A 16,802-nucleotide genomic window follows, 5' to 3' on the forward strand; every position below is an offset into this window, starting at 1 on the left:
CGCGGGACGCCCCGTGATCCGGCCAGGGACCTGATGGGGTAAGGCAGTTGATATCGGCCATTACTCGCTGCGGCACTCGGCGCCGCCCCGTGGCATCGCTCGACGCACCCTGGCGCCACCATGGCGCCACAGTGATCGGTGGACCACCGGTCCGGCACGACCGCCGCGGTCACGGCCCCACCCCGTCCGCTCGCGCCGCCGGGCCCGCCTCCTGGTCCGCTTCCGGATCCGGCACGATCACCGTGCCGACCCCGTCGTCCGTGAACATCTCCAGCAGGACCGCGTGCGGGACCCGTCCGTCGATCACGCGCGCGGTGCCGACGCCGCCCCGGACGGCGTGCAGGCAGCCGGTCATCTTGGGGACCATCCCGTCGCCGAGCTCCGGCAGCAGCTTCTCCAGCTCGCGGGCGGTGAGCCGGGCGATGACCTCGCCGCTCGCCGGCCAGCCCGCGTACAGCCCCTCCACGTCGGTGAGCATCACCAGCGCCTGGGCGCGCAGCGCGGTGGCCAGCGCGGCCGCCGCCGTGTCGGCGTTGACGTTGTAGACGTGGCCGTCCTCGGCACTGCGGGCGACGGACGAGACGACCGGGATGCGGCCGTCGGCGAGGAGGGCCTCGATGGCGCCGGTGTCCACGCGGGTGATGTCGCCGACCCGGCCGATGTCCACCGGTTCGCCGTCGACCCATGGCACGTGCCGGACGGCGGTGAGGGTGTCGGCGTCCTCGCCGGTCATGCCGACGGCCAGCGGCCCGTTAGCGTTGATCAGCCCGACGAGCTCGCGCTGGACCCGCCCGGCGAGCACCATCCGGACCACGTCCATCGCGGGCGGTGAGGTGACCCGCAGGCCGGCCTTGAACTCGCTCGCCAGACCCCGCCGTTCGAGTTCGGCTCCGATCTGCGGGCCGCCGCCGTGGACGACCACGGGCTTCAGTCCGGCGTAGCGCAGGAAGACGACGTCCCGGGCGAATGCCGCGGTCAGCTGCTCGTCGACCATGGCGTGCCCGCCCAGTTTGATGACCACGGTGCGGTTCTGGTGGCGGGTCAGCCATGGCAGCGCCTCGCAGACGGACCGCGCCTTGTCCAGGGCGGTCCACCGACGGGTCGTCATGAGAACCTCGTGCGCAGGGTGAAGAGAACGGCCGGCCGCGCTGGCGACGCTCATCGGCACAACTCCTTCTGTGGAGGGCTCCGGCTCCCGGGGACGTGAAGGACCACGGCACGGAGCCGTGGTCGCCCGTCCAGCATTGCGCGCGAGAAGGCGCGGCCGGAAGTCCATTCCGCAGAACTCGCCCAGAACCAAGGAGAATTGGTGCACGGTGTTCAGGGCTCGGATCCGTCCCGTCAACAGGACGGCGGGACGAACGCGTCGACGGTGCCTGCGGGGTGCCTCATCCGCGCACCGGGCTGCACCGGGCGGCCGAAAGGTGCCATGATCGGGCACGGCGGTCTCGCCAACTCCATCCCCCTTAATGGATGACGGTCCGTTTCCCGTCCGGGAAGCGGACCGTGAACGGCTTGAATTGGAGTGGATTCATGAGCAGCAACCCGTTCGACGACGCTGACGGCCGGTTCTACGTCTTGGTGAACGACGAGGGCCAGCACTCACTGTGGCCGTCGTTCGCCGAGGTTCCCGCCGGCTGGCGCATCGTTTTCGGCGAGGAAAGCCGCCAGCTGTGCCTGGAGCACGTCGAGGCGAATTGGACCGACCTGCGGCCGCAGAGCCTGCGCGACGCGATGGCCGCGGACCGGGTTTCCGCCGACGCCGCGTGAAGTGAATCCGGCTCTCCGCGTATGGCGTGGAACGGCCGATGAAGTACGAGAAGGGTGGGCCCCGGTGCTGTTCGTCCAGCACCGGGGCCCACCCTTCGGTCGTGCCGGGGTGTACGGGTCAGGCCCGGACGGCCGCGCCCGCGCCTGCGGCCTCGACGGCACGCGCCCCGGCCAGTTCCTGCTCGGCCCTGCGCAGGACGATGGAGTCGGCGATCTCCCCGCTGCGCACGGCGATGTTCGACAGCAGGGACGACGACAGGCCGTGGGTGTGCTCGGTGCCGCCCTGGAGGTAGATCCCGCAGGACAGGCCCGACGCGGTGACGAGGCGGTAGTCGCGCTCCACCCGGTGGCGGCCGGTCTCGTCCCGCAGGAAGTGCCGGTCGAAGTCGCCGAGCAGGCCGGCGGGATCCATGCCCTCGTAGCCCGTCGCGAAGACGAGCGCGTCGACGTCCAGCTCCTGCGGCTCGCTGTCGAGCAGCGAGTTGAGGGTGAGCCGCGTCTCGTTGCCGACCCTGCCGACCTCGGCGACCCGTGTGAGGTTGAGGAAGTGGAGGCGCTTGTCGCCGCGTACCTCCTCCTCGTACGAGCGCTGGTGCAGGGCGCGGATCACCTCGTCGTCGACGACGGAGTAGTTCGTGTTGCGGTGGTAGTGCCAGAAGGCCTCCCGCGCCTGGTCGGTGCCGAAGTAGTACTCGTCGACCGCGGCCGGGTCGAACACCTGGTTGGCGAAGGGCGTGTCGTCCGCGACGGAGTACCCGTAGGACGGGATGACCGCGCTGACGCGCGCGTGCGGGAGCATGTCGTACAGGAACCGGGTGATCTCGGCCGCGCTCTGGCCGGCGCCGACCACCGCCACGCTCTTGAGCTCGTTGGGGTCGAGACCGCGGAACCTCTCCAGGAACTGCGAGCTGTGCCAGACCCGTTCGTCCGCGGTCACCCCGGCCGGCAGGCGCGGCACCAGGCCGGTCGATATGGCCACGTTGCGCGCCTTGACCAGCCGGACGTCGCCGCCGGCGCCCCGCACCTCCAGCTCGAGGTGCTCGGAAGAGCCGGAGCCGGCGTCCCCGGCGGGCCGTATCGCGGTGACCTCGGATCCGTAGGACACCCGGTCGGCGAGGCCGGCCGCCGCCCATTCCAGGTAGTGGTGGAATTCCTGCCGGGTCGGGAAGAAATCCTGGTTGTTGACGAACTGCACCAGGCGCCCGGCCTCGTGGAGATACGAGACGAAGCTGAACCGGGACACCGGATTGCGGAAGGTGGCCAGGTCCTTCAGGAACGAGATCTGCATGGTGGTCGACGGCAGCAGCATGTTGCGGTGCCATCCGAACGACGCCTGACGCTCGAAGAACACGGCCTTCACCGGACGGTCCGGAACGTTGGCCCGGTGCTCTTCCAGAGCGATTGCGAGCGCCAGGTTGGACGGGCCGAAGCCGATGCCGACCACGTCGTGAATCTCGTGGTTATGCGTACCCGTTGTACCCATAGACAATTCTCCCGCTAGCGTCTTGGAATCTCGACCGGTGATCCGGGAGACCTTTGTTCAGTATTGCGCCGGAGAACGTCCCGGCGCCAACCTGAAGACACTGACAAAGCAATCGAGCGGCTTCAGCGCGAACCGGATGCCGAAGGCCGCTGTCCCGGTGACGGGACAGCAGTACGGTCGGTCCGGATTTCATGTATTCACACAGCCCGCCGACCGAAAGGGTGAATTCCGGATGTTCGTCCCCAGCAACTACCGTGAACCCGACAGTTCATGGATGACCGATCTGATGCGCGACAATCCATTGGCCCTGGCGGTGACCAACGGGCCCGTCGAAGACGGCCCGTTCGCCACGCATCTTCCGGTCATCGCCGATCCGCTGGCGAACGACGAATGGGCCCCCGACCTTTCGGGTGCCAGGCTCCTCGGCCACATGAACAAGGCGAATCCGCACTGGGCGGCAATCAAGACGGGCGGCATCGTCCTGCTGACCTTCACCGGCCCGCATTCCTATGTTTCCCCGACGGTGTACGAGAAATCACCGGCGGCCCCGACGTGGGATTTCACCTCGGTGCACGTGCGCGGCGTGGTGGAGAAGATCGAATCGAGCGAGGAGACGATGGACGTGGTGCAGTCCACCGTGCGCGCCTTCGAGGAGGCGAAGTTCGGGACGGGCTGGGACATGACCGACTCGATCGGCTACTTCCACCAGCTCCTGCCGGGCGTGGGCGCCTTCCGGATGACGGTGACCGGCGCCGAGGGCATGTTCAAGCTCAGCCAGGAGCAGCCCGCCGACGTACGCGGGAGGGTGCTGGACTCCTTCACCCACAGCGGGTGCACTCGGCAGCGCGACGCGGCCGACCTCATGCGGCAGCTGCCCTGATCACGTGGACACCCCCGCAGGGCCCGCACTCCCCCGCGGAGTGCGGGCCCTGCGCGCCGCGGGCGGCCGCGCGGTGCGTCAGGCACCGGAGGCCGGTCCTTCGAACCCGCCCCGCTCCGCGGGCGGCTTCGGCCCCTCGATCTCCAGCGGCCCCTCGCTCTCCAGCGGCCCACCGGGCCCGGGCGGCGCCATGAGCTCCGCCGGCCCGTCCGCGGCGTCCTCCAGCCTGCCCAGTTCCGCCAGGGCCTGCTTCGCCGCACTGTCCAGGGTGACGAGCACCCAGCGCTCGAAGTCGACCCCCGCCTGCTCGGCCGCCCGGTGCCACCACTGGAGACGGCTGCCCGGCACTTCCAGCCTCCGCGTCGGTTCCGCGGGGACCCGGACCCGGTCCTGGCTCTCGCGTGCGGCGCGGATCGCGCCGCGCAGTTGCTTGGTGGTCCATCTGCGCTGCTCGGCCCGGTCGAGCCAGGCCTCCTGCTCGTCGTGCGGCAGGGACGCCAGCTCGGCGTGGTGCTGGAAGCTCAGGGAGCCGCGCCGCCGGGTGAAGTCGAAGCGGCGGGAGACCCAGGCGTAGTTGCGCAGGGTCTGGTACTGGAGCCCCGCGGCCCGGATCCCGCGCTGGTAGCGGTCGGTGTAGTGGTCCTTGCCGTACACGAGCCAGTCGCCGAGCCACCAGGATGAGGAATCCACAATTCCGGACAGCTGGCGCCCGGCCTTCTCCCAGTCGTCGAAGGACATCCCGGCCGGCATCTGCAGACCCACCTTCGTGGTCAGCACCTGACCGCGCCGCGGATCCTCACCCATGCCCATGCCCATGCCCCTGCGCGGTCTCGGCGCGGACTCGGGGCCGGGACGGATCTGCCCCGTTCGCGATCCCTCGACGTCGCCGGCCTGAATCGCCATCGTGCCTCCATGTGAAGGGGTCCACAGAACAGGTGTGGAGGCTCGCAGCACGTGCTAAAGGCGTGCCAAAGTCGCCCGTCCGGCCGTCGCGGGGCCGCCGCGGAGCCGCCGGCTCCCTGGCGGCCCGGCAGCGGCGCCGTCCCGTCGACGGGACGGCGCGACCGACCCATCGAACAACTGAACAGCTGTTGTCCGCTGCCGCCTTCTGTCGCCGCCGTTCTGTTCTCCGCCTCCCGGGCGAGAGGTATGTTCATTCTCGGCCAGAGTTTCTCCGCAGCGGCTCAGCAGAATTCCCGCAGCCGCCGGCTCGGCTTTTCACGAGGCATCAGAGGTAAAGCGGAACGGCCATGGCCATTTTCCCCGCGCCCGCACTGCGCCTCCCTATTCAGCTAATTCAGTCGATTCAGCAGGAGCAGGAGGATCGGAAATGACGCACTCCCGGGCCCACAGGTCGCCCGTCTCGTCCCGCGCGGCGCGGCTCAAGGGCAGCGGACTGACCGAGGTGTTCATGCTGGCGCGGACCCGTGACGCCGTCGATCTGGCGGTCGGCACCCCCGGCCACCCCGAGACCTCCGCGGACATGATCGAGGAGGCGGCCCGCGCCATGCGGGCCGGCCACAACCAGTACGAGCACCCCAACGGGGACGCAACCCTGCGGCAGCGGATCGCGGAGGCCCTCGGCACCCCCACCGACCCGGACACCGAGGTCACCGTCACCGCGGGTGCGACAGAGGCCCTCTTCGTCGCCCTGCTGGCGACCGTAGACCCCGGTGACGAGGTCATCCTCTTCGACCCCGGCTTCGACCACTTCACCGCCGCCGTCGAACTGACCGGGGCCGTACCCCGGTACGTACGGCTGCACGCGCCCGAGTGGCGCTTCGACCCCGCCGAGCTGGCCGCCGCCTTCTCCTCCCGCACCCGGGCCGTCGTCCTGAACACCCCCGGCAACCCGACCGGCCGCGTCCTGACCGGCCAGGAGCTGGGTGAGATCGCCGAGTTGTGCGAGCGCTGGGACGTCACCGTGATCTCCGACGAGGTCTACCGCGCCTTCACCTTCGACGGCCGCCCCCACGTCTCCGTGGCCGACGTCCCCGGACTGGCCGAGCGCAGCATCGTCGTCGGGTCCCTCTCCAAGAGCCACGCCGTCAGCGGATGGCGGCTGGGCTTCCTGCGGTCGGACCCGGTGCGCACGGGCGCGCTGCGCCAGGTGCACGAACTCACCACGCTGGGTGCCGCCGTCCCCCTTCAGGTGGCCGCAGGACGGACCGCCCACGGCGTCGACCTGGCCGTCGCGGCGGCCGAGATGGCCGGGCGGCGCGACCTCGCCCAGGACGTCTTCTCGCGCATGGGCATGAAGTTTGCCCCCGCGGAGGGCGGTTGCTTCCTCTTCGCCGACATCGGCCCGCTCACCGGCGGCCGGCAGGACAGCCTCGGCTTCGTCCGCGAACTCCTCGACCGCACCGGGGTGCTGGTCGTACCCGGGACGCCCTTCTTCGCCGACCCGGCCGCCGGGGAGCAGTACGTGCGCATCGCGTTCAACCGGCAGGCCGCGGTCCTGCGCGAGGCCGAGCGCCGCCTCTTGAACACCTGATCGCCGACCAGAACGGGGAGGAAAGGCATGAAGCACCGCAGCGCCGGCCCGCTGGGCCCGCTCCCGGAGTTCCTCGGTCAGTACGTGACCGGGGAGGGGCAGGTCCCGGACGGCATCGACGTCGTCCCCTTCTTCACGCCCGCCGGCGACAAGATGTGGCTGGTGTGCGACTACGCACTGGCCCGCCGGGTCCTGACGGACAAGAGGTTCAGCCGCGCCGAGGCCGTCACGCCGCAGGCCCCGAAGCTCAACGACGCACAGCCCGTACCGAACTCCATGATGAGCATGGACGGTGCGGATCACTCCAGGCTGCGGCGCGTCGTGACCAAGGCGTTCACCACCGGCCGCACCGCCGCCATGGCCCCGGCCGTCGAGGAGCTGGCCGACCGCCATCTCGACGCTCTGGCCGCGGCGGGGCCCGGCACCGACTTGATCGAGACGCTCGTCGCACCGCTGCCGCTGGCCGTCCTGTGCTCGCTGCTCGGCGTTCCCCCCGAGGACGCCACCCGCTTCCGCGACTGGGTCGAGGTGCTGTTCGACATCTCCGCCAGCACCCCGCAGGAGAAGGCCCGGCGCCGCCTCGAACTCATCGACTACATGGCCGACCTGATCGACCGCAAGCGCCGCAGGCCCGAGGACGACCTCCTCACCTCCATGATCGCGGCGCACCAGCAGGGCGACCTGTCCATGGGCGAGCTGCTCACCATGGGACTCACCCTGCTGATGGCCGGCTACGAGACCGTCGTCGGGCAGCTCGGCCTGTCGGCGCACGCCCTGCTCCGCGATCCGGCGGCGTACCGGGAGCTGTGCGAGCGGCCGGACCGGCTGGCCCCCACGGTGGAGGAGCTGCTGCGGCTGACTCCCTCCACCCCGATCAGCTTCCCCCGGGTCGCGGTGGAGCCCGTACCGCTCGGCAGCGTCACGGTCCAGGCCGGGGAGGGCGTCATCGTCTCCCTGCTGCACGGGAACCGGGACGGCAAGACCTTCGCCGAGCCCGGGCTGCTGGATCCGCAGGGGCACGACGCCGCGCACCTGACGTTCGGCCACGGGGTGCACCGCTGTCTGGGCGCACCGCTGGCCAGGCTCCAGCTGCAGATCGTGCTGGAGCGTCTGATGCGGCGGTTCCCGACCCTGCGGACGGCCTCGGGCCCCGACGCCGTGGTCTGGAAGGACGGCCTCGGTACGCGGGGGCTGGCCCGGCTGCTCGTGGACTGGTAGCCGAGCCGCCGCGCGCCGCGCGCGCCGCCGGCCGGTCGTACAGGCGGGTCGCCTCCCGGGTGTTCCGGGCGTCCCCCTCGAAGTGCTGCTCCCCGGAACACCTTTGGACTTGGAGTGAGGATCCGCATGTCTGTCGAGACCACCCGCCGCGATGCCGAGTTCGCCGGGGCCGCCGGGGAGCCCGTCGCCGTCATCGGGCTGTCCTGCCGCGTCCCGGGAGCGGACGGAGCCGAGGGCTTCGACCCGGCGTTCTTCGGCATCGGGCCGGAGGCGGCCGCATCGGTGGACGAGCGTCAGCGGCTCCTGCTGCAACTGTGCTGGGAGGCCCTGGAGGCGGCCGGTACCGTCCCGGCCTCGCTGCGCGGCTCCGGTGGTACGGGGCTCTTCCTCGGCGCGGACGCCGAGGGCGTCGCCGGCGGGGTCGCGGCCGTGTTCGGCCTCACCGGTACGCACCGGACCGTACGAGCGGGCGCGGCGTCCGCCCTGGCGGCGGTGCACCTCGCGGCCGAGAGCCTGCGCGCCGGCGAGAGCACGATCGCCCTCGCGGGCGCGGGCGCCCCGGACGGGGCCGTGGCCGTACTCAAGACGCTGGCCCGGGCCGAGGCGGACGGCGACAGGATCCTCTCCGTGCTCGGCGCCACAGGCCCGACGCCGGACCAGACCCCACCCCGCCCTTCGACCGGGGCCGACGCGGAGGACGCCACCGTGGCCGTGGCCATGGACGAAGGCGAGGCTCCCACCGCAGGCGCTGACACCGCCGCAGGCGGGGTTACCGCTACAGGTGGGGCCGGCGCCGCAGGTGGGGGTGCCGAAGGCGAAGCTGGGACAGGGCGGGGTGGTGGTCGGCTCGGGGCGGTTCTGCGGGGGACTGCCGTCGGGCGGGTGGGGGCCGTGCGGGCGGTTGACGGTGACGGGGTGGTCTGGTCGGTGGAGGCCGAGGCGGCTCCCGGCGTACAGGAACGTTCCAGCGGCCCGTCGGCGGCCGGCTTCCGGGCCGGCGTGCTGCCGTGGCTGGTCTCCGGGCACACCGCGGCGGCCGAGCGCGCGCAGGCGGGGCGGCTGCTGGACCGGCTCCGGCTCACCGACGGCGCCGGCGGACGCCCCGGCACGGCCGATGTCGGGCACTCCCTGGCGGTCTCGCGCACCGCGTTCGCGCACCGTTCGGTCCTGCTGGCCGCCACCGAGGCCGAGTTCGCCGAGGAGCTGGCCGCGCTCGCCGAGGGCCGCCGCGGCCCCGGACGTGTCAGCGCCACGGCCGCGCCGCGCGACCGGACCGTCTTCGTCTTCCCCGGCCACGGCGCGCAGTGGCCCGGCATGGCCGCCGGCCTGCTCGACGGCTCCGATGTCTTCCTCGCCGGCGTCCGGGCCACCGCCGAGGCCCTCGCCCCCTACGTCGACTGGTCCCTGGAGGACGTACTGCGCGGGGCGCCGGGCGCGCCCGCACTCGACCGCATCGACGTCATCCAGCCCGCGCTGTTCGCGACCTCCCTCGGCCTCGCGGCCCTGTGGCGCTCCTTCGGCATCGAGCCGGCCGCGGTCGTCGGGCACAGCATCGGCGAGATGGCCGCGGCCGTCGTCGCGGGCGGGCTCAGCCTGGAGGACGGCGCCCGGGTCAGCGCGCTCTGCGGCAGGGCGCAGGCCCGGCTCGCGGGCCGCGGCTCCATGCTCTCGGTCCTGCTGCCCCTCGACGAGGTGCGGTCGCGCACAGCCCCGTACGGCGAGCGGCTGTCCGTCGCGGGCGTCAACGGGCCGCGGTCGATCGCCGTCGCCGGTGACCTGGACGCCGTCGAGCGGCTCCAGGAGGAGCTCACCGCCGACGGCGTACGGGTCAGACGGGTCGCCATCGACTACGCGGCGCACTCCGCGCACATCGACGAGATCCACGAAGAGCTGCTCGCCGTGCTGGCACCGGTCCGGCCGCGCAAGGGGACCATCCCCTTCTACTCGGCCCTGACGGGCGCGCTGCTGGACACGCGCTCGCTGGACGCCTCGTACTGGTTCCGCAGTCTGCGCGAGCCCGTGCTGTTCGAGAGCTCGGTCCGGTGCGTGGCCGGCCACGACCTCTTCGTCGAGGTCAGCCCCCACCCGGTGCTGACCCTGCCCCTCGAACAGAGCTTGGAGACAACCGGCTCCACCGCCGTCGCGGTCGGTTCGCTGCGGCGCGGGGCGGACGGGCCGCACCGCTTCCTGACCTCCGTGGCCGAGGCGTACGCGCACGGCGCCCCCGTGGACTGGAGCCCCGTCTTCCCCGCCGAGGCGGCGGTCGTCGACCTGCCCACGTACCCCTTCGGCCTCCGTGCCCCCGACGCCGCAGGCGACCGCGACCCCTTCGAGGCCGGCGGGGACCCGGAGCGCACGGCCCGGTTCCTGATGGACCTGGTGCGCAACGAGGTGGCCCTGGTCCTCGGGCGCGGCAAGGGCGCGGACATCGACCCGGCCCGCACCTTCCAGGAACTCGGATTCGACTCCGCGACCGCGGTGGAACTGCGCAACCGGCTGGTCGCCGCCACCGGTCTGCGCCTGCCCACCACCCTCCTGTTCGACCGGCCCACCCCCGAGAAGCTGGTCGCCCGGCTCGCCGAGCTCTCCGGGACGGTGCCCGCGCACCAGCCCGTCTCCCGGGCCGTCCCGCGCCGGAACCACGGCTCCGACGAGCCGATCGCGATCGTGTCCATGGCGTGCCGCTTCCCGGGCGGGGTGGAGTCCCCGGAGGACCTGTGGCGGCTGCTCGTGGAGGAGCGCGACGCCGTCTCCGAGTTCCCGGGCAACCGCGGCTGGGCGCTGGAGACCCTCTTCGACGGGGATCCCGACCGCGCGGGCACCTCGTACACCCGCCAGGGCGGGTTCCTGCACGACGTCGACCGGTTCGACGCCGAGTTCTTCGGGATCAGCCCGCGCGAGGCCGCCGCCATGGACCCGCAGCAGCGCATGGTCCTGGAAACCGTGTGGGAGGCCGTGGAGCGCGCCGGGATCGACCCGGCAGCGCTGCGCGGCAGCGGGACGGGGGTGTACGTCGGCGCGATGGCGCAGGACTACGGGCCGCGCCTGCACGAGGCGGGCGAGGGCGTCGGCGGCTACCTGCTGACCGGCACGTACACGAGCGTGGTCTCCGGCCGCGCCTCCTACACCCTCGGGCTGGAGGGCCCGGCCGTCACCGTCGACACGGCGTGCTCGGCATCGCTGGTGGCGCTGCACATGGCGGCGCAGGCGCTGCGGGCCGGGGAGTGCGAACTGGCCCTGGCCGGCGGTGTGACGGTGATGGCGAGCCCCGGCATGTTCGTGGAGTTCAGCCGTCAGCGCGGTCTGTCGGTGGACGGTCGCTGCAAGTCGTTCGCGGAGGCGGCGGACGGTACGGGCTGGGGCGAGGGCGCCGGCATGCTGCTCCTGGAGCGGCTCTCCGACGCACGGCGCAACGGCCACGAGGTCCTCGCGGTCATCCGCGGGTCGGCCGTCAACCAGGACGGCGCCAGCAACGGGCTGAGCGCCCCCAGCGGCCCCTCCCAGGAGCGGGTCATCCTGGAGGCCCTCGCCGCCTCCGGCCTGTCGGCCGCGGACGTCGACGCCGTCGAGGCGCACGGTACGGGCACCCGGCTCGGCGACCCCATCGAGGCCCAGGCGATCCTGGCCACCTACGGCCGGGACCGCGAGGCCGGCCGGCCGCTGTTCCTGGGCTCGCTGAAGTCCAACATCGGGCACACCCAGGCCGCCGCCGGCGCGGGCGGCGTCATCAAGATGGTCATGGCGATCCGCAACGGCCTGCTCCCGCGCACCCTGCACGTGGACACCCCGACCTCGCACGTCGACTGGTCGAGCGGCGCGGTCTCGCTGCTGACCGAGGCCACGCCGTGGCCGGAGGCCGACCGGCCGCGCCGGGCCGGCGTCTCCTCCTTCGGCGTCAGCGGCACCAACGCCCACCTCGTGCTGGAGCAGGCCCCAGAGCCGGCGGTGGCCGCCGCCGAGCCGGTGGCCGCCGAGCCGCGGGCCTGGGGCCCGGCCCCCGCCGAGGGCGCGCCCGCCGAAGCCGCACCCGTCCCCTTCCTCGTGTCCGCGAAGACCGACCAGGCGCTGCGCGCTCAGGCCGGCCGGCTCCTGGACCACCTGCGCGACAACCCCGGCGTCCGGCTCACGGACATCGGCCACTCCCTCGCCGTCGGCCGGGGCCACTTCGACCGGCGTGCCGCGGTCGTCGCCGCCGACCGTACGGAGCTGGAGCAGGGCCTGCTGGCCCTGGTGGACGGCGCCACCGCCCGCGGCCTCGTCACCGGGCAGAGCCGGCCCGCCGTTCGCCCCGTGTTCGTCTTCCCGGGCCAGGGCGCGCAGTGGGCGGGCATGGCGGCCGGCCTGCTGGAGACCTCCCCCGTGTTCGCCCGCCGGATGGCCGAGTGCGCCGCGGCCCTGGAACCGCTGGTGGACTGGTCGCTCCTGGACGTGGTCCGGGGCGTGGAGGGGGCTCCCGGTTTCGAGCGCGTCGACGTCGTACAGCCCGTCCTGTGGTCGGTGATGGTGTCGCTGGCCGCGGTGTGGCGCTCGCTGGGCGTCGAACCGGCCGCCGTGATCGGCCACTCGCAGGGCGAGATCGCGGCGGCCTGCGTGGCCGGCGTGCTGAGCGTCGAGGACGCGGCCCGGGTGGTGGCACTGCGCAGCCGGGCACTGACCGTGCTGTCGGGCCGCGGCGGCATGATGTCCGTGGCCCAGCCGGCGGCGTGGGTGCGGGAGCGGATCGGCGCCTGGCAGGGCAGGATCTCCGTCGCCGCGGTCAACGGCCCCGCCCAGACCGTGGTCTCCGGCGATCCGGATGCCCTGCGCGAGCTCCTCGCCCAGGTCAAGGAGGAAGGGGCGAGGGCCCGTCTCGTCGACGTGGACTACGCCTCCCACTCGGCCCACGTGGAGGAGCTCGAAGACGAGCTGGCCCGGCTCCTCGACGGGATCGAGGCGGGCCCGGGCGACATTCCGGTCCACTCGTCGCTGACGGGGGCGCTGCTCCCCGACGCGAGCGTGATGGGCGCCGGGTACTGGTATCGGAACCTGCGCGAGACCGTGCAGTTCGAGCAGGCGGTCGAAGACCTCCTCGCCGCCGGGCACCACACCTTCATCGAGGTGAGCCCGCACCCGGTGCTCACCATCGGAGTGCAGGCCGCCCTCGACGCGGCGGGCGTGCGGGGCACCGCCCTCGGCACCCTGCGCCGCGACGAGGACGAAGCCGGGCGGCTGCTGCTCGCACTCGGCGAGGCACACTGCCACGGCGTCGGCGTCGACTGGTCCGCCGTGTTCGCCGGTACGGGCGCCCGGCGCGTCCAGCTCCCGACGTACGCCTTCCAGCGGACCCGGTTCTGGCTCGACACCCCGGTCACTGCGGAGGACCCGTCGGGCCTCGGCCTCACTTCGGCCGAGCACCCGCTGCTGGGCGCGGTGACCAGCCTCGCCGACCGCGAGGGTGTGCTGTTCACGGGCCGCGTCTCCCGCCGTACGCACCCGTGGGTCGTGGACCACGCGGTCGTCGGCACGGTCCTGCTGCCCGGTACCGCCCTCGTCGACATGGCCGTCTCGGCGGGCGACCGCTTCGGCTACGACAAGCTCCGCGAGCTGGTCCTGGAGGCGCCGCTGATCGTCCCGGAGGAGGGCGGCGTCCACCTGCAGGTCGCGCTCGGCCCGGCCGAGGAGTCGGGCACCCGGTCCGTCACCGTCCATTCCCGCCCCGAGGGCCCGGCCGACGCGGAATGGACCCGGCACGCCTCGGGTGTACTGGCCACAGGCGAGCACCCGGCCCCCGCCGCCGCGCCGGCCTGGCCGCCGCAGGGCGCGCGGCCGCTGCCGCTCGACGAGGTCTACGAGCGTCTCGCCGACCGCGGTTACGAGTACGGGCCGGTCTTCCAGGGCCTGGGCCGGGCCTGGCAGTCGGGGCCGGCGGCGGCATCCGGCGCGGCGTCGGGGGCGGCGGGAGAGGAGCGGTTCGCGGAGGTCTCCCTTCCGCCGGAACAGCACGCCGACGCCTCGGCCTTCGCCATCCACCCGGCGCTCCTCGACGCGGCCCTGCACGCGATGCTGCTCGGCGACGGTACCGAGCTGGCCATCCCGTTCTCCTTCAGCGGGGTCACCCTGCACGCCTCGGGCGCGACCGCGCTGCGCGTGCACGTGGTTCCGGTCGACGCCGACACGGCCTCGCTGACGGCGACCGACCCCGAGGGCCGGCCCGTCGTCACGGTCGACTCCATCACGCTGCGTCCGGCCGGTGACCTGCGTGCCGCGCAGAGCGCGGGGCGGCCCTCCGGTCTGCACCGGCTGGTGTGGAAGCCCATGCCGCAGCCGGACGCCCGGACGTCGGACGCCCGGACCGCGGGCGGTGCGGATGCCGCGGCGGGGCTGTGGGCCGTGCTCGGATCCGACCCGCACGGGCTGGCCCCGGCCGTCTCGGGCGACACGTACGCCGATGTCGCGGAACTGCGGACCGCTCTGGGCGACGGCGCCCAACTGCCGTCCTTCATAGCCGTGTCGGACGAGTACGCGGACGTGCACGAGGCGGTTCGCAGCACCCTCGCCACCCTCCGGGAACTCCTCACCGACACCACTCTGGACTCCACCCGCATCGTCCTCCTCACCCGCCGCGCCACGGCCCCCACCACCGAGCAGGACATCCGCGACCTCCCCGCCGCGGCCCTCACCGGCCTCGTCCGCACCGCACAGAACGAATACCCCGACCGGCTCGCCCACCTCGACATCGACGACGCCGACGCCGGGCAGCTGGCCGCCGCGGCCCACGCGGCGGCCACCTGCCCCGACACCCAGTTCAGCCTCCGCGACGGCCGGCTCCACACCCCCCGTCTCGAAAGCACCCCCTCCCCCGCGGCGGAAACGGGCCTGGACCCCGACGGCACGGTCCTGATCACCGGCGGCACCGGCGGACTCGGCCGGATCCTCGCCCGCCACCTCGTCACCCGCCACGGCGCCCGGCACCTCCTCCTCACCAGCCGCACCGGACCCGACGCCCCCGGAGCCCGAGAACTCGCCGACGAACTCACCGCGGCCGGCGCCCACGTCACCATCGCCGCCTGCGACGCCGCCGTCCGCCAGTCACTGCAGAACCTCCTCGACGCCGTCCCCGCCCAACACCCCCTCACCGCCGTCGTCCACGCGGCCGGCGCCCTCGACGACGCCACCCTCGACAACCTCACCCCCCACCACCTCACCCGGGTCCTGCGCCCCAAGGCCGACGCAGCCTGGAACCTCCACCAGCTCACCTCCCACCTCCCCCTCACCCACTTCGTCCTCTTCTCCTCCATCGCCGGCCTCATCGGCAACCCCGGCCAGGCCAACTACGCCGCCGCCAACACCTACCTCGACGCACTCGCCCACCACCGCCGCCACCACGGCCTCCCCGCCACCAGCCTCGCCTGGGGACTCTGGGACACGGCCAGTGCCATGACCAGCGGGCTGAGCGACCTGGACGTCAAACGGTGGGCCCGCAAGGGCGTGCTGCCGATCTCCGCCGAGCGCGGCATGGAGATCTTCGACGCGGCCCTCACCTCGGCGGAGCCACTGCTCGCCGCGGCCGACCTGGACCTGCCGACCCTGCGCTCGCCCGACCGGTCGGTGCCGGCCCTGCTGCGCACCCTCGTCCGCGCTCCGCGCCGCCGCGCCGCCGCGGCCGCCGGCTCTTCCGGTGCCGGCGGTGCCTCCTGGGCCGAGCGCACCGCCGCGCTCCCGGCGGCCGACCGGCTGCGTAACGTCGGCGAGCTCGTACGGACCACGGTCGCCGCCGTACTCGGCCTCGCGGGCCCGGACTCCGTCGACGCGGACACGGCGTTCAAGACCCTCGGCATGGACTCGTTGACCGGGCTGGAACTGCGGCGCCGTGTCGTCGCGGTCAGCGGGATCACGCTGCCGGCGACCGCCGTCTTCGACCACCCCACCCCTACGGCGCTGGCCGAGTTCCTGGCGGGCGAGCTCGCCAAGCTGGCCGGCGAGGGCCTGGTGGTCCGTACCGGGCAGCAGGTCGCGGCGCGCGCGTCCGATCACGAGGACCCGATCGTGATCGTCGGCATGGCCTGCCGCTACCCGGGCGAAACCCGCTCGCCCGAGGACCTGTGGCGGCTCGTCGCCGAAGGCACCGACGCCATCGGCCCCTTCCCCACGAACCGCGGCTGGTCCCTGGACCGGCTCTTCGACGGGGACCCCGACCGCGCGGGGCACTCGTACGCCCGCAACGGCGGTTTCCTCCACGACGCCGACCGCTTCGACGCCGAGTTCTTCGGGATCAGCCCGCGCGAGGCCGCCGCGATGGACCCGCAGCAGCGGCTGCTGCTGGAGACGAGCTGGGAGGCGGTGGAGAGCGCGGGCATCGCGCCGGCCACCCTGCGCGGCACCCGGACCGGCGTCTTCAGCGGTGCGATGTACAGCGAGTACGCCTCGCACCTGCGCAACGCCCCGGAGGCCGTGGAGGCCTACCGTACGACCGGCAACACGCTCAGCGTGGCGTCCGGCCGGGTCTCGTACGCGCTGGGCCTCCAGGGTCCGGCCATCACCGTCGACACCGCCTGCTCCTCCTCCCTCGTCGCCCTCCACCTGGCCGCCCAGGCCCTGCGCCAGGGCGAATGCACCCTGGCCCTCGCGGGCGGCGTGACGGTGATGGCGGTGCCCGATCTGTTCGTGGAGTTCAGCCGGCAGCGCGGGCTGGCGGCGGACGGCCGCTGCAAGTCCTTCGCGGACGCGGCGGACGGTACCGCCTGGAGCGAGGGCGTGGGCGTGCTGCTTCTGGAGCGGCTCTCCGACGCCCGCCGCAACGGCCACGACGTCCTCGCGGTCATCCGCGGCTCAGCGGTGAACCAGGACGGCGCCAGCAACGGCCTCACCGCCCCCAACGGCCCTTCCCAGGAACGCGTCATCCGCGAAGCCCTCACCGCCTCCGGCCTCACCACCGCCGACATCGACGCCGTCGAGGCCCACGGCACCGGAACCACCCT

General features: G+C 73.1%; 8 protein-coding genes. 5 read left to right on the plus strand and 3 right to left on the minus strand.

Annotated elements, in window-relative coordinates:
* Nucleotides 1-169 precede the first annotated feature (169 nt).
* Nucleotides 170-1,108: an acetylglutamate kinase gene (gene argB, locus AB0F82_RS32605; RefSeq protein WP_362634054.1), complete on the minus strand. Its 939-nt coding sequence runs from the start codon at nt 1,106-1,108 to the stop codon at nt 170-172.
* A 425-nt stretch (nt 1,109-1,533) separates the two neighbouring features.
* On the opposite strand from argB, the gene AB0F82_RS32610 reads away from it, so the two are divergent.
* Nucleotides 1,534-1,770 (plus strand): MbtH family protein, encoded by a 237-nt coding sequence (locus AB0F82_RS32610; protein WP_030651287.1) that lies wholly within the window; start codon nt 1,534-1,536, stop codon nt 1,768-1,770.
* A gap of 118 nt (nt 1,771-1,888) precedes the next feature.
* Here the strand turns inward: AB0F82_RS32610 and AB0F82_RS32615 are convergent, their stop codons facing one another.
* Nucleotides 1,889-3,253 carry a lysine N(6)-hydroxylase/L-ornithine N(5)-oxygenase family protein gene (locus AB0F82_RS32615; RefSeq protein ID WP_362634057.1) on the minus strand — a complete coding sequence of 455 codons (1,365 nt, stop codon included), beginning with the start codon at nt 3,251-3,253 and terminating at the stop codon, nt 1,889-1,891.
* Between the two features lie 37 nt (nt 3,254-3,290).
* Between AB0F82_RS32615 and AB0F82_RS32620 the strand changes: the two genes are divergently transcribed.
* The gene (locus tag AB0F82_RS32620; RefSeq protein ID WP_362634060.1) at nt 3,291-4,133 is read left to right on the plus strand and encodes an FMN-binding negative transcriptional regulator; all 843 of its coding nucleotides are present in this window, start codon (nt 3,291-3,293) and stop codon (nt 4,131-4,133) included.
* A 78-nt stretch (nt 4,134-4,211) separates the two neighbouring features.
* Here AB0F82_RS32620 and AB0F82_RS32625 read toward each other — a convergent pair whose 3' ends face one another.
* The gene (locus AB0F82_RS32625) at nt 4,212-5,036 is read right to left on the minus strand and encodes an LmbU family transcriptional regulator (RefSeq protein ID WP_362634063.1); all 825 of its coding nucleotides are present in this window, start codon (nt 5,034-5,036) and stop codon (nt 4,212-4,214) included.
* A gap of 427 nt (nt 5,037-5,463) precedes the next feature.
* Between AB0F82_RS32625 and AB0F82_RS32630 the strand changes: the two genes are divergently transcribed.
* The 3 genes from AB0F82_RS32630 to AB0F82_RS32640 form a co-directional block, all read left to right on the plus strand.
* Nucleotides 5,464-6,627 (plus strand): pyridoxal phosphate-dependent aminotransferase, encoded by a 1,164-nt coding sequence (locus AB0F82_RS32630; RefSeq protein ID WP_362634066.1) that lies wholly within the window; start codon nt 5,464-5,466, stop codon nt 6,625-6,627.
* Between the two features lie 27 nt (nt 6,628-6,654).
* The gene (locus tag AB0F82_RS32635) at nt 6,655-7,845 is read left to right on the plus strand and encodes a cytochrome P450 (RefSeq protein WP_362634069.1); all 1,191 of its coding nucleotides are present in this window, start codon (nt 6,655-6,657) and stop codon (nt 7,843-7,845) included.
* Between the two features lie 126 nt (nt 7,846-7,971).
* The coding region (locus AB0F82_RS32640) for an SDR family NAD(P)-dependent oxidoreductase (RefSeq protein ID WP_362634071.1) at nt 7,972-16,802 on the plus strand (8,831 nt) is incomplete at its 3' end.

This window comes from Streptomyces virginiae (assembly GCF_040638905.1).
GTDB classification, from domain to species: Bacteria; Actinomycetota; Actinomycetes; order Streptomycetales; family Streptomycetaceae; genus Streptomyces; species Streptomyces virginiae_B.

Excerpts from the sequence above, each read along its gene's own strand:
- AB0F82_RS32610 (WP_030651287.1), top strand. The coding sequence starts at position 1,534 with ATGAGCAGCAACCCGTTCGACGACGCTGACGGCCGGTTCTACGTCTTG.
- AB0F82_RS32625 (WP_362634063.1), bottom strand. The coding sequence starts at position 5,036 with ATGGCGATTCAGGCCGGCGACGTCGAGGGATCGCGAACGGGGCAGATC.
- AB0F82_RS32615 (WP_362634057.1), bottom strand. The coding sequence starts at position 3,253 with ATGGGTACAACGGGTACGCATAACCACGAGATTCACGACGTGGTCGGC.
- argB (WP_362634054.1), bottom strand. The coding sequence starts at position 1,108 with ATGACGACCCGTCGGTGGACCGCCCTGGACAAGGCGCGGTCCGTCTGC.
- AB0F82_RS32630 (WP_362634066.1), top strand. The coding sequence starts at position 5,464 with ATGACGCACTCCCGGGCCCACAGGTCGCCCGTCTCGTCCCGCGCGGCG.
- AB0F82_RS32635 (WP_362634069.1), top strand. The coding sequence starts at position 6,655 with ATGAAGCACCGCAGCGCCGGCCCGCTGGGCCCGCTCCCGGAGTTCCTC.